The sequence below is a fragment of the Leuconostoc sp. C5 genome (assembly GCF_056530425.1).
In genome coordinates this window covers 1,624,299-1,642,381 of the sequence record NZ_CP134351.1, presented here as the reverse complement: position 1 = coordinate 1,642,381, position 18,083 = coordinate 1,624,299, and the positions used below count along the sequence as shown (strand labels likewise).

32 protein-coding genes are annotated in these 18,083 nt (G+C 36.5%); 27 read left to right on the top strand and 5 right to left on the bottom strand.

All coding sequences use genetic code 11. The features are described 5' to 3' along the window. Nucleotides 1-34 precede the first annotated feature (34 nt). From RHP56_RS08375 to RHP56_RS08365, 3 genes are all read right to left on the bottom strand, one after another. Complete coding sequence (locus tag RHP56_RS08375; protein ID WP_409339836.1) at nucleotides 35-559, bottom strand: transcriptional regulator; 525 nt, start codon at nucleotides 557-559, stop codon at nucleotides 35-37. A gap of 526 nt (nucleotides 560-1,085) precedes the next feature. Then, a complete protein-coding gene (locus tag RHP56_RS08370) occupies nucleotides 1,086-1,517 on the bottom strand; it encodes a M48 family metalloprotease (protein WP_136903795.1) in 432 nt (143 codons plus the stop codon). After that, nucleotides 1,514-1,861, bottom strand: coding sequence for a helix-turn-helix domain-containing protein (locus RHP56_RS08365; protein ID WP_128684406.1), 348 nt, complete (start codon nucleotides 1,859-1,861; stop codon nucleotides 1,514-1,516). The genes RHP56_RS08370 and RHP56_RS08365 overlap by 4 nt, the downstream gene beginning before the upstream one ends. A gap of 252 nt (nucleotides 1,862-2,113) precedes the next feature. On the opposite strand from RHP56_RS08365, the gene RHP56_RS08360 reads away from it, so the two are divergent. Together RHP56_RS08360 and RHP56_RS08355 are read left to right on the top strand one after the other, a co-directional pair. Further along, complete coding sequence (locus RHP56_RS08360; protein ID WP_096639508.1) at nucleotides 2,114-2,320, top strand: helix-turn-helix domain-containing protein; 207 nt, start codon at nucleotides 2,114-2,116, stop codon at nucleotides 2,318-2,320. Between the two features lie 15 nt (nucleotides 2,321-2,335). Continuing rightward, the gene (locus RHP56_RS08355; RefSeq protein ID WP_153245445.1) at nucleotides 2,336-2,482 is read left to right on the top strand and encodes a hypothetical protein; all 147 of its coding nucleotides are present in this window, start codon (nucleotides 2,336-2,338) and stop codon (nucleotides 2,480-2,482) included. Here RHP56_RS08355 and RHP56_RS08350 read toward each other — a convergent pair. Further along, nucleotides 2,460-2,669: a hypothetical protein gene (locus RHP56_RS08350; protein ID WP_010284703.1), complete on the bottom strand. Its 210-nt coding sequence runs from the start codon at nucleotides 2,667-2,669 to the stop codon at nucleotides 2,460-2,462. The two genes, RHP56_RS08355 and RHP56_RS08350, sit on opposite strands and share 23 nt — an antisense overlap. Nucleotides 2,670-2,737: 68 nt before the next feature. Between RHP56_RS08350 and RHP56_RS08345 the strand changes: the two genes are divergently transcribed. Together RHP56_RS08345 and RHP56_RS08340 are read left to right on the top strand one after the other, a co-directional pair. Next, nucleotides 2,738-2,980: a MerR family transcriptional regulator gene (locus tag RHP56_RS08345; RefSeq protein WP_136903796.1), complete on the top strand. Its 243-nt coding sequence runs from the start codon at nucleotides 2,738-2,740 to the stop codon at nucleotides 2,978-2,980. Between the two features lie 5 nt (nucleotides 2,981-2,985). Then, nucleotides 2,986-3,708: a phage antirepressor KilAC domain-containing protein gene (locus tag RHP56_RS08340; RefSeq protein WP_462794689.1), complete on the top strand. Its 723-nt coding sequence runs from the start codon at nucleotides 2,986-2,988 to the stop codon at nucleotides 3,706-3,708. Between the two features lie 156 nt (nucleotides 3,709-3,864). On the opposite strand, the gene RHP56_RS08335 is transcribed toward RHP56_RS08340, so the two are convergent. Continuing rightward, complete coding sequence (locus RHP56_RS08335) at nucleotides 3,865-4,416, bottom strand: hypothetical protein (protein ID WP_072614122.1); 552 nt, start codon at nucleotides 4,414-4,416, stop codon at nucleotides 3,865-3,867. A 93-nt stretch (nucleotides 4,417-4,509) separates the two neighbouring features. Between RHP56_RS08335 and RHP56_RS08330 the strand changes: the two genes are divergently transcribed. From RHP56_RS08330 to RHP56_RS08220, 23 genes are all read left to right on the top strand, one after another. Then, on the top strand, nucleotides 4,510-4,728 hold the full coding sequence (locus RHP56_RS08330; protein ID WP_072614121.1) for a hypothetical protein: 219 nt from the start codon (nucleotides 4,510-4,512) through the stop codon (nucleotides 4,726-4,728). Between the two features lie 84 nt (nucleotides 4,729-4,812). Further along, the gene (locus RHP56_RS08325) at nucleotides 4,813-5,151 is read left to right on the top strand and encodes a hypothetical protein (RefSeq protein ID WP_228117375.1); all 339 of its coding nucleotides are present in this window, start codon (nucleotides 4,813-4,815) and stop codon (nucleotides 5,149-5,151) included. 2 nt (nucleotides 5,152-5,153) lie between these two features. Continuing rightward, the gene (locus tag RHP56_RS08320; protein ID WP_153245443.1) at nucleotides 5,154-6,068 is read left to right on the top strand and encodes a recombinase RecT; all 915 of its coding nucleotides are present in this window, start codon (nucleotides 5,154-5,156) and stop codon (nucleotides 6,066-6,068) included. After that, nucleotides 6,065-6,721 carry a hypothetical protein gene (locus RHP56_RS08315; RefSeq protein ID WP_153245442.1) on the top strand — a complete coding sequence of 219 codons (657 nt, stop codon included), beginning with the start codon at nucleotides 6,065-6,067 and terminating at the stop codon, nucleotides 6,719-6,721. The genes RHP56_RS08320 and RHP56_RS08315 overlap by 4 nt, the downstream gene beginning before the upstream one ends. A 138-nt stretch (nucleotides 6,722-6,859) precedes the next feature. Beyond that, nucleotides 6,860-7,618 (top strand): conserved phage C-terminal domain-containing protein, encoded by a 759-nt coding sequence (locus tag RHP56_RS08310; protein WP_273709210.1) that lies wholly within the window; start codon nucleotides 6,860-6,862, stop codon nucleotides 7,616-7,618. Beyond that, complete coding sequence (locus RHP56_RS08305) at nucleotides 7,615-8,388, top strand: DnaA ATPase domain-containing protein (protein ID WP_223346828.1); 774 nt, start codon at nucleotides 7,615-7,617, stop codon at nucleotides 8,386-8,388. The genes RHP56_RS08310 and RHP56_RS08305 overlap by 4 nt, the downstream gene beginning before the upstream one ends. 155 nt (nucleotides 8,389-8,543) lie before the next feature. Further along, on the top strand, nucleotides 8,544-9,251 hold the full coding sequence (locus RHP56_RS08300; RefSeq protein ID WP_258984190.1) for a putative HNHc nuclease: 708 nt from the start codon (nucleotides 8,544-8,546) through the stop codon (nucleotides 9,249-9,251). 2 nt (nucleotides 9,252-9,253) lie between these two features. Further along, entirely contained in the window at nucleotides 9,254-9,517 is a 264-nt protein-coding gene (locus RHP56_RS08295; protein WP_105296197.1) for a hypothetical protein, read from the top strand. A 124-nt stretch (nucleotides 9,518-9,641) separates the two neighbouring features. Next, on the top strand, nucleotides 9,642-9,785 hold the full coding sequence (locus RHP56_RS08290) for a hypothetical protein (RefSeq protein WP_181065408.1): 144 nt from the start codon (nucleotides 9,642-9,644) through the stop codon (nucleotides 9,783-9,785). Next, the gene (locus tag RHP56_RS08285; protein ID WP_258984183.1) at nucleotides 9,775-10,170 is read left to right on the top strand and encodes a hypothetical protein; all 396 of its coding nucleotides are present in this window, start codon (nucleotides 9,775-9,777) and stop codon (nucleotides 10,168-10,170) included. The genes RHP56_RS08290 and RHP56_RS08285 overlap by 11 nt, the downstream gene beginning before the upstream one ends. Before the next feature lie 2 nt (nucleotides 10,171-10,172). Then, nucleotides 10,173-10,613: a hypothetical protein gene (locus tag RHP56_RS08280; RefSeq protein ID WP_281446813.1), complete on the top strand. Its 441-nt coding sequence runs from the start codon at nucleotides 10,173-10,175 to the stop codon at nucleotides 10,611-10,613. Further along, the gene (locus tag RHP56_RS08275) at nucleotides 10,610-10,777 is read left to right on the top strand and encodes a hypothetical protein (RefSeq protein WP_165379444.1); all 168 of its coding nucleotides are present in this window, start codon (nucleotides 10,610-10,612) and stop codon (nucleotides 10,775-10,777) included. Before RHP56_RS08280 ends, RHP56_RS08275 begins: the two co-directional genes overlap by 4 nt. 255 nt (nucleotides 10,778-11,032) lie before the next feature. Next, the gene (locus tag RHP56_RS08270) at nucleotides 11,033-11,476 is read left to right on the top strand and encodes a DUF722 domain-containing protein (protein WP_462794688.1); all 444 of its coding nucleotides are present in this window, start codon (nucleotides 11,033-11,035) and stop codon (nucleotides 11,474-11,476) included. 97 nt (nucleotides 11,477-11,573) lie between these two features. Continuing rightward, nucleotides 11,574-12,152 carry a hypothetical protein gene (locus RHP56_RS08265; protein WP_010292081.1) on the top strand — a complete coding sequence of 193 codons (579 nt, stop codon included), beginning with the start codon at nucleotides 11,574-11,576 and terminating at the stop codon, nucleotides 12,150-12,152. Continuing rightward, the gene (locus RHP56_RS08260; protein WP_010292084.1) at nucleotides 12,149-12,274 is read left to right on the top strand and encodes a hypothetical protein; all 126 of its coding nucleotides are present in this window, start codon (nucleotides 12,149-12,151) and stop codon (nucleotides 12,272-12,274) included. Before RHP56_RS08265 ends, RHP56_RS08260 begins: the two co-directional genes overlap by 4 nt. Nucleotides 12,275-12,687: 413 nt before the next feature. Continuing rightward, a complete protein-coding gene (locus RHP56_RS08255) occupies nucleotides 12,688-12,942 on the top strand; it encodes a hypothetical protein (RefSeq protein WP_011680294.1) in 255 nt (84 codons plus the stop codon). Nucleotides 12,943-13,227: 285 nt separating this feature from the next. Continuing rightward, nucleotides 13,228-13,407, top strand: a complete 180-nt coding sequence (locus RHP56_RS08250) for a hypothetical protein (RefSeq protein WP_105296193.1) — start codon at nucleotides 13,228-13,230, stop codon at nucleotides 13,405-13,407. Nucleotides 13,408-13,457: 50 nt separating this feature from the next. After that, on the top strand, nucleotides 13,458-14,069 hold the full coding sequence (locus tag RHP56_RS08245) for a hypothetical protein (RefSeq protein WP_105296192.1): 612 nt from the start codon (nucleotides 13,458-13,460) through the stop codon (nucleotides 14,067-14,069). 110 nt (nucleotides 14,070-14,179) lie between these two features. Then, on the top strand, nucleotides 14,180-14,380 hold the full coding sequence (locus RHP56_RS08240) for a hypothetical protein (protein WP_105296191.1): 201 nt from the start codon (nucleotides 14,180-14,182) through the stop codon (nucleotides 14,378-14,380). Between the two features lie 61 nt (nucleotides 14,381-14,441). After that, a complete protein-coding gene (locus RHP56_RS08235) occupies nucleotides 14,442-14,972 on the top strand; it encodes an HNH endonuclease (protein WP_105296190.1) in 531 nt (176 codons plus the stop codon). 535 nt (nucleotides 14,973-15,507) lie between these two features. Then, complete coding sequence (locus tag RHP56_RS08230; RefSeq protein WP_096639491.1) at nucleotides 15,508-16,029, top strand: phage terminase small subunit P27 family; 522 nt, start codon at nucleotides 15,508-15,510, stop codon at nucleotides 16,027-16,029. Next, complete coding sequence (locus RHP56_RS08225) at nucleotides 16,016-17,896, top strand: terminase large subunit (protein WP_179876256.1); 1,881 nt, start codon at nucleotides 16,016-16,018, stop codon at nucleotides 17,894-17,896. Before RHP56_RS08230 ends, RHP56_RS08225 begins: the two co-directional genes overlap by 14 nt. Beyond that, nucleotides 17,893-18,081 (top strand): hypothetical protein, encoded by a 189-nt coding sequence (locus RHP56_RS08220; RefSeq protein ID WP_096639490.1) that lies wholly within the window; start codon nucleotides 17,893-17,895, stop codon nucleotides 18,079-18,081. Before RHP56_RS08225 ends, RHP56_RS08220 begins: the two co-directional genes overlap by 4 nt. Nucleotides 18,082-18,083: the final 2 nt, after the last annotated feature.

The following is an 18,083-nucleotide window of genomic DNA, read 5'->3' as shown; positions in this document are numbered from 1 at the left end:
CATTGTCTATTATGTACGCCCACAAGGGCATTTATTACTCGCCATAGTCATCACTAGCTTTTCCTTGATCGTCAATTATTTTGGCGTAAATAGCCGGTACTGTTATTTTTCCACCCATAGTCGACTTATAAGATAGTGTACCAACGCTTTCTCCCGAAACCGTGATCAAATCATCTTCAAGCACTCGAGAACCATTAAGAACATCAGGATCGAATCCAACCATGATGATATTATCATAATTACCGTCAACCGCTAATCTAATATCTGTTTCACTGTCATTTTCAACTACTTGAATTACTTTTCCAGTAAATTGCATTTTTTTGCCTTTGTAATCGTTTGGCGTTCTTGCTATTTGATCATAAGTAATTCCGGTTTGATAACTAGTAACATCATTGTTTTCTGAGTAACTTGATGAGGAATCACTAGTTGAGGAATATTCACTTTCACTCGATGCCTCTGAACTCGAACTAGATTCTTTTAAATTATTATAGTAATCAGCCTGTGAACTGTTTAAAGTTAGCTTAGTGATTTTTATGTTATCTATAATACTTGATTTCATGTGGTCACTAATCTTTGATTCTGTATCGTATTTTTCAAGCTTGCCTTTTAATCCGGTTACAGCAAATAAATAAGATTTAATTGAGGAATCTGCTTCGTATGTGCTTTTGTAATGCAGGGTTAAAGGATCAACATACATGGTAAATTTTCCATTTTTAACAGTAGCCCAAGAAGTTAATGATGTAGCGGTTGCTGCATTTACACCAAAATCTTCATCATCTGTTGAATCACCATAAGTAGCAAATAATTTTGCCCCGTCCGGTGCGCTTGTTGTTCCGCTTATCTTCCAGTCTGACATTTCATCTACTGTAGTACTAGTTATTTTTACTTTATAAATCGTCTGGCCTTCGGCTGTTGATACTTTTGGCTTATCCTTATTTAATGTTGTGATAATAACGATTATTAGTAAAATAACTAATGTCGCAGCTGAACCTAAAATCCATATTCTTTTATGATTTGTCGCTTCTGTTTTCTCCATATTCCCATTCTCTCTTGAGCGGTTTAATGTGGTTGCTTAGCACATAATGTTATTCCACTATTGTGACTTCTCTAAATGTCTTTATTACATCTTTTTCCAACCATGAGGGTATGCGATAGTAGTCCATAAAATTAATGGGATTACTAGGTACTTTTATTTTCATTAACATTTTAATTGCATTTCGGTGCGCCAATAATTCTTCACCACGTTTTCCGTATTCACTGAATTGGTAAACTGCTTGCGCATCGTGATCACCATATAATATATGACTAATTTCATGAGCTAAACGGTAGCAATAGTCAACGTTTACTTGAAAATTCATATTCATTATGATTGCCTTGTTTTTTATTAAAGCAGTATCAGGGACGTGGCTTAATAAATCATCGGCTAATATCAAAACAGTACCGCTATTTTTAGCTTTTAATTCAAGCGCATTTACTATGTCTGGATAAACGTAATCATAGCGAAATATTTTGTTCATTTATTCTCCTTTTCACGTAAGGAAATTATATAGCGAGCATAATCACGCAGCTTTTCTTTTTCAGATTCTTCAATTTCCATACCGTCAAAAGCTAGTATTGTCTCATCGTCTAAAATATCTACTTTTTTCTTTTGGCTTGAGCTTGTATCTTCGTCAATCCCCAACAAATACTCTGTTGAAACACTAAGGGTGTCAGCTATTGCTTTAATAGCGGGGCCACTTGGTTCAACACCTTGATTATATCTGTATATTGCATTTTCACTCAACCCAGAAGCAATAGCTACTTGTTTCAGATTCATACCTCTAGTTTTTGAAACTTTTTTTATTCTTTCAAACGTTGTCATATCAGCATCCTTTGATAATGACGAAAATAAAATTACACAAAAACACACAAAAGTATTGCATTAAATAACACTGTGTGTAATAATAAGTTCATCAAGTAATTGAGCAACAAAAAACGAACACTTGTAAATCTAACTTGGCGGTCTGATTACTAGGTGGTACACAATTTGTGGCTTATTTCGTATGCACTTATTTTACACATTGTGTAAATAATTGTCAATAACTTGATGAATAAATTACACAGGAGGTTACAAATGACAGAACTAGAAAGTGCTTCATCCAAAGTGAAAATAAAATTCAAAGTATCTTTATTGGAAAGAGGAATGAAGCAAGTCGAATTAGCAGAATTGCTTGGTGTATCGCCAGCACAAGTTAGTAGAGCGTTGGCGGGAAATTCAACACCAAAGGATATTGAAATTCAAAAACGTGCAGCGAAAATTCTTGGGCTGAAAGATATTTAGAAAGGAAGCGGAAGCATGGCGTATAACGCAGGCAAAACAAAAACAGCCCAGGTAATTGATAGCAGAGATATTGGGAACGTAGAAATACGTCTCAAATACGCTAAACACGAACTTGAACCGCCAGATGATTACACAGTAATTATTGTACCGAAGTATCAATAAGATAATATTCAAAAGCCTGAATTGCAACAGTTAAGACTTCTCCAGTTAAGTTAGAAGGCAATTCATCAACAGATGTAACTTTGTTGAAAGTATCAATAGCATTTTCGCTGATCATGTCATTTGCTAAATCACCTATTGGTCTATCAACATCTTTAAATTCAGCTAACCAATCTCCAAATTTTATCATTGTGTTTCTCCTTTCATGTCATTAACTAAAGGATAGCACAAAACAAACATTAGAAAGGAAGTGATCGGATGGTAACGCAGCTACTTACAAAACTAGATGAAATCATAAAGTTTTTCCACAAGAGTCAATTACCAGAAATCATGGATAAAACAGAGTTGGCTCAGTTTCTAGGAGTTAGCATAAACAACGTTAATAAATATATCTATTCAGATGGATTTCCTTATATCGAACAACCAAATATGAAAGATGGTTATCCGAAAAAGGCAGTTCAGGAATGGATAGATTCACACACAAAGTTTTACGGGAGGTAAACAACATGGAAGAAATTATCAAGATTAATCACAACAATCAAGGCGAAGCGCAAGTAAGTGCCCGTGAATTGTATCAGGCATTGGAAGTTAAGAAACGCTTCAGTGCATGGTTTGAAACAAACGCCAAGCAACTAATTGAAAATGAAGATTTTACCAGCGTACTTTCAGGTACGGAGGTCCAAAACAATGGTGGTACACAATTACGTCAATTGCAAGATTATTCATTAACGGTCGATGCTGCTAAGCAAATTGCGCTGATGTCTGGAACTGAAAAAGGCAAGCAAGTTCGTATGTACTTCATTCAAGTTGAAAAAGCATGGAACAGCCCAGACCAGATTATGGCGCGCGCATTAACTATTGCACAGATGAAATTAGATCATAAGGATAACTTGATTGCTGAAATGAAACCCAAAGCATTGTTCGCTGATGCAGTGAGCGCAAGTCAAACAAGTATCTTGGTTGGCGAACTAGCTAAGTTGTTGAAACAGAACGGCATTGATACAGGCGCTAATCGATTGTTTACATGGTTGCGTGAAAATGGCTATCTAATACGCCGTAAGGGAACAGACTACAACATGCCAACTCAAAAGAGTATGGAAATGGGATTGTTTGAAATCAAGGAACATAACCACATTAACTCAAATGGGGTAAACGTAACAACTAAGACACCAAAGGCAACTGGTAAGGGACAGCAATACTTTATTAATAAGTTTTTGCAAGCAGCATAGGAGAGGTAATGGAAGCTGATCATAAAACTGGAACAAGCAACAAAATATTTTGTTCTTGGGTTAACCCCGACAGTCCACAAGAAGGCGATTTATGGATACCGGAAAGTTATCACTTGTACAAATTCACTAATGGCGCTTGGATAACGTTAGTTAGTCCTAGCCGTGTACCAAATGACGATTTGTTGGTTTTGCCACAAAAGACTTCAGGAACTCACTCAACAGTTCTTCCGCTACGTCTGGGTATCCTAGCTTCCTTGATAATACTGATGCTTCTTTTAATGATTCTATGATAATTAAATCGAAAGATTCAGAGGCGAGCATGGCGTAGTGCTCATAGTCTTTATAATCTTCACCTTCTTGATAAAAGAAATCATCGCTTGACATTAAAAATTGGTGCAATTTAGATCCGATTGTTTTGGGGACATATGCAATATTATTTCTAACCAAATCACGTAGTCTGTTATCAACTTTTACTCGTCCTTTGAATTGAAAACTTCCTTGTTTAGAAGCACCAACAGCTATGCCGTAGGAAATAGCAGAAAGTTGGTAATGAGTGAGTAAGCCCATTAACGGAGCATAGTAATTTTTATAGGCTTCCTCTTGGTTTTCAAGTTGATGTTTCTTGGATACAGAAAAGTAATAAGCACAGGCAGCAGCTAAAAAAGGTGTAAAGAAGGCTACAAGAATGGTAATCATCTGAATTTTCATATTTATCTTTCTTTCATTGGAGTTGAGCAATTTAACTAGTAATTAAATGATAGCACCACACAAACAATAAAACATTATAAAGGAGGTGTAAACATGAGCATAGTATTTGGAATCATCGTCATAGCAGTAGGAGTGAGCTACTTCATATATGACGAACATAAATTCGATATAGCCGAAGCAGAAATACTCCGTCAGTCGTTAATTGAGGACGGATACACCTACGCACAGGCGACACGAATTGTTAACAACCTTAGTGAAGATAAACCACTGAAAAGAGCAAGTGATGTTTATAGGCAAAAGAAAAGCGCCTAACTGTTGGAGCAGTTAAAGCGCTAGATATAAATTATTGGAATGAAATTTATATCTCGATTATAGCAAGAAACGAGGTAAATGCAAATGGTAGTGACATTACCCGAACCATATCAACCACGAAATGATTTTGAGCATGATTATTTTGAGGGAAAAGAAGCCGTTCCGTTTCACGAGAAATGTTTGTATGTTTATGCATTAAATAATACAGATGAAGCTGACTTTATGTGGATGACTTATGAAGAATTGCAAAAAGAATGCTACTTCGTTTATGTGGTCAAAGTCGGAACGAAAGAAGTTGTTTGTGCCGGTGAAGCACTTGGTACGTGTTTGGAAAAGAACTGCCTAAACGGTGTGTACAAAGGAATATTAACGCCTTATAGCACGTATGGTGAAGAAGCAATTAAAGAATTGGAGTGGAAGTAACTATGGCAAATGAAGTAGCACAAGTTCAAAAAATTATTAACAGTGACAAGATGCAAAAGCATTTTGAGGAAATATTGAAAGACAATGCGGCTGGTTTCTTAAGTGGATTGTCAACAGTAGTGGCATTGAACCCAGACTTAGCAAAAACAAATATGAATGATCTAACAAACGCTGCAATGCGAGCCGCCATTCTTGATTTGTCCGTCTTACCAGACCTTGGTGAAGCCTACGTCATTCCATATGGAAAGCGAGCAAAGGTAGATGGTAAGTGGGTAACCAAGGATGTTAAAGCTCAGTTCCAACTAGGCTATCGAGGAATTATCAAACTTGTACAGAATACCGGTCGTGTTGGTCGTTTGGGTGGAAGCGTTGTTTATGAAGCGAACAAGCCACATTACAACTATGTATTTGATGAATTCACAATGGAAAATGAAAACTACGATCCATATGTAGATGGTGAAAGTCCAGTAGCTGGATACTTGGCATTTTATTACTTAGATGGTGAACGCATTGTCAAGTATTGGCCAATCCAACGAGTGATTAACCACGCTTTGAAGTATAGTCAAACCTATAAGGGGCCAGACCATAAAGACAAATACGGTAAAACACCACAGACACCATGGTACACAGATTTTGATGCAATGGCGATTAAAACCGTGATGAAAGACTTGCTTAAGTTTGCTCCTAAGACAACTAAGGTTGCGCAAGCTATTGCAGAAGACGATAAGAACGAACGTGAAGCACGTGATGTTACTCCGGAAACAGAAGAAATCACTACTGACGATCAAAACGTTGAACCAGAAATTATTGATAATCAACCAGAAGAAAAAAGCGATAATCCGTTTTCTGGAGTTGATACAGGTGATGCGCCTAATCCTTTTGCTGAAAAGAATGATACTTCGGAGGACGTGAAATGAATGAGCCAAAAACAGTAATGCCGTTGATTAGTTTTGAAAACGGTGTGGCACAAAACTGGAACGATTTGCGAGCAACGTTGAACGGTGTTGAAGTGACCACGATTAGTAGCAAGGTAGATGCTCAAAGTATGGCTGCTTTGAAGAAAGACATGAAGCAAGTATCTGACTTAATCAAGAAATCAGTGAAGCAAAATGTTAAGGAATATGAACAAGAATTAACTGAGCGCAATGGCGGTTTATTCGCCATTAAAGATACCGCTGATTCAATCATTGAGGATATCACGGAAGAACAAAATACGTGGAATGTTGGCCGTCTAAAGCAATTACAACCAGTGTTGCAAAAAGAAATTGATGAACGTAATGAATCGTATCAACTTAAAACACCACTAACTATTAAGGCAGATTGGTTAAAGATTAGCAATTTCACCGCCACTGGTAAACCAACCGGAGCACTAACGAAGTTGCTGAATTTAGAATTTGTTCAGGCTAAAGCATTGGAGTCTGAACCGCCCAAGTTGACAGAAGTTCAGGAAGTAAAAAAAGCGATTAAATATGAGTTCTCGAAAGTTTGGGACGATATTCAAGATGACGGTATATACACCGGTAAAGACTTCAAACAGATGCTTTCTGAAATCGCCAAACAATTAAATTAAGGTCGTTATGACCCGATCATCGTCACTAAACTGATTAGCCAGTGAAAAGAGTTTAAGTCGCTCGATTCGTTGATGTTCATTCGTATGATGGCGATGTGGCGTAACCACACGAAAGGGTGTGAAGCCCAAAGGAGAAACATGGCACAAAGAAGAATGTTTAGTAAAAAAGTTACCGACACAGATACTTTTCTTGATATGCCGTTGTCAACACAGGCGCTATATTTTCACTTAAACATGCATGCAGATGATGACGGATTTATAGATAATACCAAAACAATTCAAAGAATGATTGGGTCTAGCGATGACGATAGAAAGTTGTTAATCGCAAAACAGTTTTTACTCCCTTTTGAAAACGGAGTAGTAGTGATAAAAGATTGGCGTGTTCACAATTATATTCGTAAGGATACCTACAACAAAACCATGTATCCCAACGAATTAGAGCAACTTCAGATTAACAAATCAGGTCAATATGAACGCCAAGATTTAGTCACGTATACAGAACGTCCACGAGACGTAGACGAAACGTTGACGCAGGTAAGGTTAGGTAAGGTTAGGTTAGGTAAGGATAGAAAAGATATATTGTCCGGTTCCAAAGAACCCGACCAACTCCCTTACAAAGAAGTTGTTAATTATTTGAACGAAAAGACTGGAAGTAAATATCGAAGTAGTGGAACTAAAACTAAAAAGTTAATCAAAGCAAGATTTAACGAAGGATTTAGTTTAGATGATTTTAGAACCGTGATTGATGTTAAAAGCAAGCAATGGTTAACAGATCAAAAAATGAAACAATATCTAAGACCTGAAACATTGTTTGGAACTAAGTTTGAAAGTTACTTGAATGAAAACCAGGTAACTGGCAAACCAGCAATGAGGAACGGAGGCTATGGAACAAGATGAATAGCCTCAAGGAGATGTTGGAAAACGATGAACGCTTTGCCAAGAACAAGGTTAGCGATGAAGAATTGCAAGCATGGCGTGAAAAAGTAGAACGTGAAGACCAGGAACGAGTTCGTCAAGCACTGTTTAATAACAGGGCACGTATCTACAAGCGAGATAGCGTGTGGGGAACTAGCGGTGAGCAGACGTTCACATTTCAGAAGTGGAACCCAAAAGTGCAACCAAATCAAAAGTTAGCACATGATATTTGGAAGAAGTCCGCAGATATCACTAAGAGAATGTTTGATAGTAATTTCAACGTTCTGTTCTACGGTGAAGCTGGTACTGGTAAAACAGCCATGGTGTTAGCAATCATTGATGCACTGAAACAGCACTCGGATAAGTTGAGCATGTTTGTCAGCGTTATGGACTTACGAGAATTGATTATGTATGACTTCAATGACAATGAGGCAGCTATCAAGATAAAGAACATTGAGCGATCAATGCGTGAAGTTGATGTGTTGATACTTGATGACTTTGGTTCTGAAGCTGGTGGTATGAAAAACGAAGGCAGTGCCACTGAAAGATTACAGCAGTTCTGGTTTCGAGTTGCTGAAGCAAGGCAAGTGAGAGATAAAGACGGCAACAAGCGTTACAGCACTATCGTGACTACAAATAACGATAGGGGCGATCTGGAACGCATGTACAACAAGAAGATTGTTAGCCGACTGATTACAAAAAAAGCAGAGAACACGGTTGTGTTTGACGGATTGGACGATGTCAGAGAATGAGTTATCAAATGATTTGTACAGAAAACGACAGAGTAATTATGCGAGACCCAAGAGTGTTCACGAAGTTTGATGATGTGGAGTATGCATTAGCAAAGCGCATGTGCGTTGACAGTGAACCTTGGCATTGGGGCATAGAAATAGTGTAGGAGTGCTTAGTGACTGAATTATTTGGACAAGTGAATAAGCTAGATCCAAACAAAGGGTTAGTCACATTGCAAATGAGCGATGAAGATTTGCGCACTTTGCAGAAGTATCACGCAACTAATCAGCAACAAGTTCTATCGGTGGTAGCTAGTGATGATAATGAACCAACGCCAAAACAGCGTAGATTTGCGTTTGCGTTACTCAATGACATTTGGTTGTCACAAGTAGGTGGAGTATGGTTAGAGACCGCAGAAAGCACGAGAAGGCACTTTTACGGCGCGTACGAGTATTACCACGGTTTAGACTTTGGCGAATTTAGCCTGAGTGCAGTCAAGGGCAACAAGTCGGATACGAACGAATTTATCAACATGTTATTAGATTATGCAGTTTTGCATAACATCAGCTTGAGTGTGAAGCCGTTGAATGAACTGGAGCCACAGGAAATAGCGCACTGGGAATATCAGTGTCTGATGAACAAGTGTTGCGTGATATGTGGCAAGAGACCGAGTGACCTGCACCATTTAGATGGCTCACGTGTTGGAATGGGCGGCGATAGACGTGATGTAAACCATTTAGGGCGGAGGGCTGTTCAACTTTGCAGAACCCACCACCAAATGTTTCACACTGATGAAAATAAGTTCATGAGTAAGTTTCACTTAAACGGAATTGTGATAAATGATGAAATAGCACAAACTCACAGATTAAAAACAGGAGATTAAACATGGCATTAGCAAGAAATGAACAAGAGACGATAGTTATTTTCGACGTTGAAGTAGGTAATTGGCACATTGATACTACCTACCCACCACATATCAGAAAATACGCAGAGCAGATGGGCGAAATTGAAGAACAAACAGAAGATAGACTATCTGGTTGGGTTAGCGATGACTACTCAAGCTCGTTTATGGTTAAAAAACGCAGAAAATTAAGTGAAGAAGAAAAAAAGAAACTAGCCGATAGACTGCAAGAAGCTAGATTATCTTAATTCAAACAGCGCAGCAATAAGAAATAGACGTCAAACGCTGTTTAGGTATAAATACACCAAACCACATTTAAAACGTCAAATATGACTGTTTCTGTGGACGTGAGAGCGAATGAGAGGTATAGAGATGGCAACAAGTAAAAGGCTAAGTCCATTTGAAGAAGCAAGGCAAGCGTTTTTAACTCCAGATGGCAAACCACGAGGTGTGGTTGATGGACGATATGCATTAGAAATTCTTGAAAAATTAAAGCGTAGACAAAATGGAAAATAAAATCGTCTTCAATATCGAGCAGTATCGAGATAAAACTTTAAATAAGTATATAAATGCAGAAAGAACAAATAGATATGCAGGTTCGGGATTGAAAAAGAAGGGAACTTTATATGCTAAAAGAATAGTTGAACAAGCTATGGTTGATGGTATTATATTTAATTGGCCTTGTAAATTGAAATTTGACTGGTACTTAGCAGACGGACGAATTGACCCTGATAATTGGGATTTCATAAAAAAATTCATATTTGATGGTATGCAAAAGGCAAACGTTCGAGGGGTAAAGTTTTTAGGGAACGACAATATCAAACACATCAAAGGATATGATCATGATTTTTATATCGACAAAGATAACCCACGATTGGAGATATACGAACTGGAGAAATAATAATGACGAACTATGCAGCTGAATTTTGTGACAAGGAAAGAAAATTCGGGTTTGACATGGCTGTCGAGTGGATGCAGTCAAAATTAAAAATAGAACTAGGCGGTGAAAATTCAAGTCACTGGAGCAATAAACAAACGGAAACATTAATTTCTATGCTTGATGAAGGTAAAGAATTCAGGGGAATTTCGAACGCGATTGGTAAAACCACTGTTCAAATATATGCCAAGCGCAGAAAGTTAATTGAAAAAGGGATCGTGAAAGCGCCAGAAGAAACCCCGTCAGAAGCCAAGCAAAAACGAGTAGCGAAGTTTAAACAGTTGACGAAAGCTGGCGTTACGGACGTTCATGAAATCGCTAAACAAGCTGGCTGCAATGAATCATCGATATATGGTTATGCCAAAGAAATGGGTTATGAAATTAATAAAGGTAAGGTAATTTTATGAGAAAACTACAAATCACAGGACTAACAATATGTGTCTTGCTAATGTTAATTAGCGTTATCGCTGGATTGTTCATGGTTATCAATTTTGAATTAGCGTTGACATACGTAATTATTTTTGGTCTTGATGCAGCTATGTTTTATGTATTTATGAGGAAGGGTGATTAATGAACGAATGGCACAAGAAATTCACAGTCATTGAAATGCTTTATAAGTGTAGATAGGCTAGTATTAATACTTGTATGAAAATACCAAATACCGAAATAATTTTGGTACCGTGACTATGGATAAGAAATCCAATTATTAAAGTAATTGATAAGAAAAAAATCATTGAATATATCAAAATGTAAAGTATAAGTTGTGTCATATATATTAAATTGACCTTTTATTTTTTGGTAATTATATCATTAAAAGGAGCAAAGCGTGGCAGATAGAATAGACAGATACCTAAGTGACTATTATTCAGGTGTAATCGACATGCAGATTAAGCTACGTAAAATCGAATTACAGACACCTGAAACAGTAGATGAAAATATAGGCGGTGGTACTGCTCAAAACAAAGAAAACCGAGTTCTGGATAATCAGCTAATCATTGAAGAAAGTGATTATGCGTTACAGTCCTTTATTCGTGACAAGTGGTGCATGTCTAACTTTTTGAAGATACTAACGGAGGAAGAGAGAGCCATGCTATCCTTGCGATATGATCGTAGACGCAAGCGTAGTTGGAATCAGGTAGCTAGAATACTTTCTAAATCAGAGAGCCAGTGCCACAGAGATTTGCAGAATATTAAGCAGATATATCGAAAGTCGGTATTTGCTTATCAGCCAGTGGATAACTCAGAGCGGCAAAAACATGCGAGTTTCTAGACAGTTCTTGACTTAAAAACAGTGCAATAATGGTATTGTTAATAATTAAGAAGTCAATGATGTGGTATCATCTTTCTTGTAAAAGGAGAGATGATTTATGAGCAAGAAAGAAATTACTTTGTCGCAAGTTGTAACTTGGTTTTTGACAATAATTGCTGTTGTTATATCTGCTTTTAGTGGTATATATCAATGGAATCAAAGTAAAAGGTACAGCGACAATACAAACAAAATTCTGATTAATTCAGCAAAATTAGCTGAATATGATTTGGATCTGATGATTTATAAAATTGACAATGGCGGAGATGAAACACTTGATTATGGTCAATTTAGATTTCAACTTGATAGTCTTCAACAAAACTTTGAAACTATTGAAGCCATAAATCCAACAAGTTTGTCTAAAAATCAAGCTATGAATTATCAAGTTTATCGTCAAAATCTTAACGCTGTGATTTACAAGGCGACATCATATGTGAATGCGTTGAGGGTTAACCAAACGGAAACTCCAAAAGACACAGACAAGCTTCACGTAGATTTGGGAGCAAGACAAAATTTCTACCAAGGTGTCGGCAGTTCATTGAATGTAATTAAAAGTGATTTAAAGGTGCTCGAAAATAATAAATCGTTGTATGATCAAGACTATAAGAAAAATTCCAAAATTTTGGAGGAACAAAAATGAGTGAAATTTATATATATGGGCCAATGGTTTTATCTATAATTGCTTTGGTGATATCCACTTTTCAAATTGGGTATACAGTTGGTAAAAATAAAAATAGTGGCAAAAACTCGAAAGATAACTAATAAATCAGACTGAAAATGACCTAGAAATTAGTAACGTATAGTGTCAACATAGTTTGTAAGGTGTCTCACATAAATACTCCTATTACCGTATTTAACTTCTTTCTCATCGCAAGAAGTGAGGCACCGTACATAAAATATGTTAGTGACAAAGGTAACTTTGTGTGCTAGCATTTAACGTGTGGTAACCCAAGCATTCTATACTCTCCTGAAAAAAGTATTGATAATATCATAAAGTGATATGGGTCACCAAGAAAGCATCTTAACGGATGCTTTTTAATTGGCAAAATTTAGTAGTAATCGCTTTCAGAAGATGCTATTATTAATGAGGTGCCTTATATTGGAAGCAATATTCGTGATGTGTTCTTCTATGATTATTGTTGGGGTAAGGCATCGTACATAAAGGAGAGATAATTATGATTGCATTACATATTTTCTTTGGATTAATGATATTAGTTGGTGTTATTATGACCTCAGTGTCATTTCAAGGAGATACTGACAAGTTGACTAAACTTCAAAAGTTTTCGTTGATTTTCACAACTTCAGCGATTGGATTGACCGTAGTAGCTGTCACAGCAGTATCTGGGGCGATTTACATTGCTTTAGTTATGTTCGTAGCGTTAGCTCTGTATGAGTATTATGCATTTCTGCATAAAGCTGCCCAGAAATAAATTGAATATTTTAAAAGCTCAACCACGTGAATAGGTTGGGCTTTTTGTTTGGAGTTAAACATGAATGAAGCAGAGAAAAAACTACGCAAGAGACGTAGACATATCAAACAGGCGACTGATGTTAATCGTAAGCACGCTGACATGATGAAAACAGAGAGCATTGCACGACATGAGCGCTCGCGTATTCAGGTTAGGTCGGAAGTGATGGAGAACAGACAGATTGACTACAAGAGCCACATGAAGTGGTTGAGTTAGTTGCCGAGTGGCGCGTTTAGGAGAAAAATTATGATTAACACATTATTGATTATTGCGATTGTTTTTGGGTTGCTTTGGCTGTTTGCACTTGTGTTCTTAATTATCTTTGTAATTAGATATATGATGAAAATGAATGATCGGCGCAAGAAGTTTGAAAAAGATTTCGACAAGGAATTTGATAAAATTTCTAAACGATTCGATAATTTCTAATCCAACCCTCGTCTCTCTAGTAGTATAATTACTGCTATTGGAGGATTGATATGTTTGATATATTTAATAAATTTACAATCGATAACTGGTTAGTGCTTTTGTCAATAGGGGTACCAGTAATCATTGCTACAATAAGCTTTATTATAAATTTATATGCGAAATTTGTTGATGAACGAGAAAAAAATAGACCCATAATATTCATTTCCTTACACAAGCATCATGAAAACGGATTTTTTAATACCGAGCTAAAAATTAAAAATTATGGTAGTAGTATAGGATGGATAAAAAATATTGAAATAACACCATTGTTTGAATCTGAAACAGGTCGTCAGACATTAGATCCAAATGGATTTACTAAATTCAAAAATTTTCCATTAGCGCCTAATCAAGAGATAATATCCCTGATAGCAGTTGGTGAAGATGCAACTATAAAATACGTAACGGATAGAAAATTTACAATAACGTACGAAGCGAATTTTGGAACAAAGCATTTTAGTAAAAAAATGTATATAGATAGCTATTCAATTGATGAGAAAAATTATCCAACGACTTATAGTGATGGGCACTACACAGAAGAGTATCGACTTAAAAAATTAAATGAAACTATAACTGATCAAAATAGAATTATTGCAAAAGCAGTTGACAAAGTTATATCTAAATAAGTTAATCAATAAGCGCATGAGCGCTTTTTATTTTGCAGTGAATGAGGAGGACGTTATGCAACTGTTTTCAAGAAGAACTATAATGTAGTTATAAAGCGAGGTATGAGTATATGAAGTTTGGAATGAGAACACCATCAATCAAAAAGTCTATCAGTGCTAGAACAACCGGACGTGCTAAGCGAGCAGTTAAGTCAGCCATTAATCCTGCGTATGGCAAGAAAGGAACTGGCTTCATAACCAATCCAAGCAAGTCAGTAAAGAATAGCGTTTATCACAAGACAACGAAAAGCGTTTGGAGTTTGTTCAAGTAATATAAGCTCAACTCATTAAATTGAGTTGGGCTTTTTGTATACATAAATTTAAGGAGTGAGCATGGCTAGAGTAAAGATATGCCGTAAACCTGACTGTCATAACACCATACCTTATGCACAAGACAATCCATACTGTGAGATACACAAGGCTATGTATCGACCTAAGCCAGAGTTCAAACCTAAGTCATCTTATGAACGTAAGCGACAGCAACGTGAGTACAACGCTAACAAGCGTGACAAGGAAGCTAATGAGTTCTACCACAACAAGACGTGGAAGCATCTATCAGCAGGACTAAAGCAACAAGTAATGTTCACGTGTGAGTGTTGTGGACGTACAAGCACAACCAAAGGTTATTTAGTTGTAGATCATATCATCCCCAGAAAGATAGATAAGCGCAGGCAGCTGGATAAAGATAATCTATGGGTGATATGCAAGAGGTGTCACTGGTACAAGGGTATGCTTGAGGAAGATGTCTATACTGACGGCTTATTCCTAGAGAACATAGACACTAGCAAGTCATGGGGTAAGGATGAGGTAAGACAATGGATATTGGATTCAATCAAACGTCATGACGAAAGGAAAGATGATTGATGTTGTGTAACATTTGATAATGAACTTACTTATCATCATTAGTTATTGGTTGTTAATCATTCAAGCTATTGTTCATCAACGAAAGGAATAGATATGAAGAACAGAACGAACAACAAAGCTGATCAACTAACAAATGAATTGATTAGATTGAAATTGTTGAATAAGAATAAGAAAAAGAGAACGAAAATAATTCCGTTTGGAGATAATTCCATCAGTCGTCTTCCGGTTTATCACTTGACGAGCAAAAGATTTGATTCTTCTCTTTAATTAGTAGCTTAACAATATAATCGTACGGCTTTTACATATTAACTTAGCAGTATATTTGATTATTATTCGGGTACAAATAAAAAATACCCCCGGGTGGGGGCAAACGGAGGGAGCGTCACAAGGTGGCGTCCTCGTTTTTTGCAAATGCAGAAATCAAAAATTTTTGAATGGGCTATTTTAGAATTTAAAACGTTGTTATATCAACGTTTAACGTGTTATTAATATGCATTTAGTATACCACAAACTTTTGACGAAAGGGGGTGTTTGTTTGGTAAATAAACGCAATTCTGGACGTAAAAGGACTACTGGCACTGACGAAACAGTCAGAGCAGACCAACGAGAACGTAATTTAGAGTTTCAGGAGAAACAAAATGAACTTAACGAACTACAAGACACCCCTCCTTATCATTTAAAAGGAAGTGGTATAACAATTTGGAAAAAAATAGTTCCTGAGTTACGGAAACTGGGTACCATAAAACAAATTGATACAGTTAATCTTGAAGCTTTTTGTTCATCATACAGCACGTATATAATTGCAGAAAAAGAAGTATCAGAAAACGGTATATTTGCCTATAATTTTGATGATGAAGGCAATAAAATAACAGATTTCAGTAAGAAGAATCCTGCATATTCAATAATGAATGATAGTATCAAGACTTTAAAATCATTAGCTGTTGACTTAGGATTATCATTTGATGCAAGGTCTGGTCAACTGGTTCCAAGTGACATTGGTGTTAAGGAAAACAAGCAAGATAATTTAAGGTTGGTGAAGTTCGGTGCAGACATTTAATTTAGTAGGTGTAACAGACGTTAAAGGTGCTGTTAAATCAGAAAAAAGACGATATAAACGTTATTTAGATAAATATAATGATCCAGCTACTCAATATGCTTTTGATGTTTTGTTCACTGATAAGTATATAGCTGGTCGAGATGCGCAACTAGCTTGTTTTAGGCATATGCAAGACTTGGGTAGACAACGTGACAACGATTTTCCATATCACTATGACACCGCATATGTAACTATGATTGAGAATTTTACAAGGATACTACCTAACCCTGATAATTTTAAGGTCACTTTGAAGCCGTATAATTGGCAGTCGTTTATATTAGACAGTTTATTGGGTTGGCGTACGGAAGAAAATGGTACAAGATTTACCACATCTAACATAAGCGTTGCTCGTAGACAGGGCAAAACGTTTATTGCATCCATGTTGGTTAACTTTTATTACTTTATGGTCGCTGCGGAAGCAACGTCACAAGATTTTCTGGTTGCTAGTTATGATAGTGAACACGCCACTAAGTTATTTAACGATGTTTCTATTCAGGCCAAGAAGCTATTAAAAATGCCAGAGTTTTCTGCTTGGGCTAAAGAAAATGATGTTGATGCACAAACACAACAAGTAATAGGGCGTATCAGCAAGAACACCATTCGTAAAGGAACATCAGAAGGTGGCGGATTTGATTCATTTCACAACGTTATTGCTGTTTATGATGAAATTGGTAATCTTAAACCTGATAAAAACGAAACATTGCGACAAATAACATCTGGTCAAAACGGTATAAAAAATCGTATGTTTGTCAAGATATCAACTGCCTACCCTAATGCAAAGGTTAAATTCAAAAAAGACCAAGATTTGATGCGCAAGATTATTGAACAAGATGATTCACGTGAAGCAGACAATACGTTTCAAATTATTTATGCTCAAGATAGTGAAAATGAAGTGTTTGAAGAAAGTACTTGGAGCAAATCAAACCCTAACTTAAACGAGATGGACGAGGGCAAATATAAGTCTGAAATCAATAGTTTGATTAAGGATAGAGATGATGCTGATAGAAGTGGTGAACTTGCCACGTTTGTTAATAAATCATTGAACATCTGGAGTCGTAAGTTCCAAAATAGTTATTTGTCTCTTGAAAACATTCAGAAAAATATCATTGATGACTTTGATATTTATGGTCGTGATGTTTATATCGGCTTTGATGGTAGTCAAAGTAACGATAATACCTCATTAGGTTTTATATTCCCTTATCGTGAAGTGAAAAGTTATAAATATTTTTGTAAACAATTCAGTTTTATTCCTTTTGCACAAGCTAAAACGATTGAAGCTAAGGAAAAACAAGATGGTTTAAATTATCGCGAGCTTGAAAAACAAGGGCTGTGTGAAATAACTAGAAGTCCAGAAGGAACTATCGATAAAGACCAAGTTTATCATCGGTTAGAAAAGTTCGTTGCTGACAACGACTTGAAAGTAAAGATGATAGCGCTTGACCCCAACTTATCTGATTGGCTGTTAAAACGTATCGAAAACTACCACGATGAATGGCCTGTATCTACCGTTCGACCAACTTCACAGGTGCTGTCTAATCCAACTAAAGATTTGCAAGCGCAATTTATTAACGGCAATGCTGCTATTTTGAATGACCCACTTTTGATTGATGGATTTACAAATGCTGTGTTGATTGAAGACAGAGGTGGAGCTGTTAAGATTGACCGTTTGAATAGAACAAGTGATCACATCGATACATCAGATGCATTGGTTAACGCACATACTGGAGCACAGTTCTATTTTGAAGATTTTAAAGGGGATGATTATAATCCGTTTAATGATTTGAGCCGTGATGAGAAGAAAGATTACTTTAAGAGGATGTTTGGATGATAGTAAAAATTATAAAAAGTATATCTAATTTTTTTGATAACTGGCTAGCGGCAATTCTGTTTATTATAGGAATAGCATTGATTGATATCGGTGCTTTTTATTTTAATGTAATTATTGGTTTTACCGTTTCAGGACTGCTGTTTGTAGCCATGGCGATAATTCTCAATATGGAAAGGAGGGAATAAAT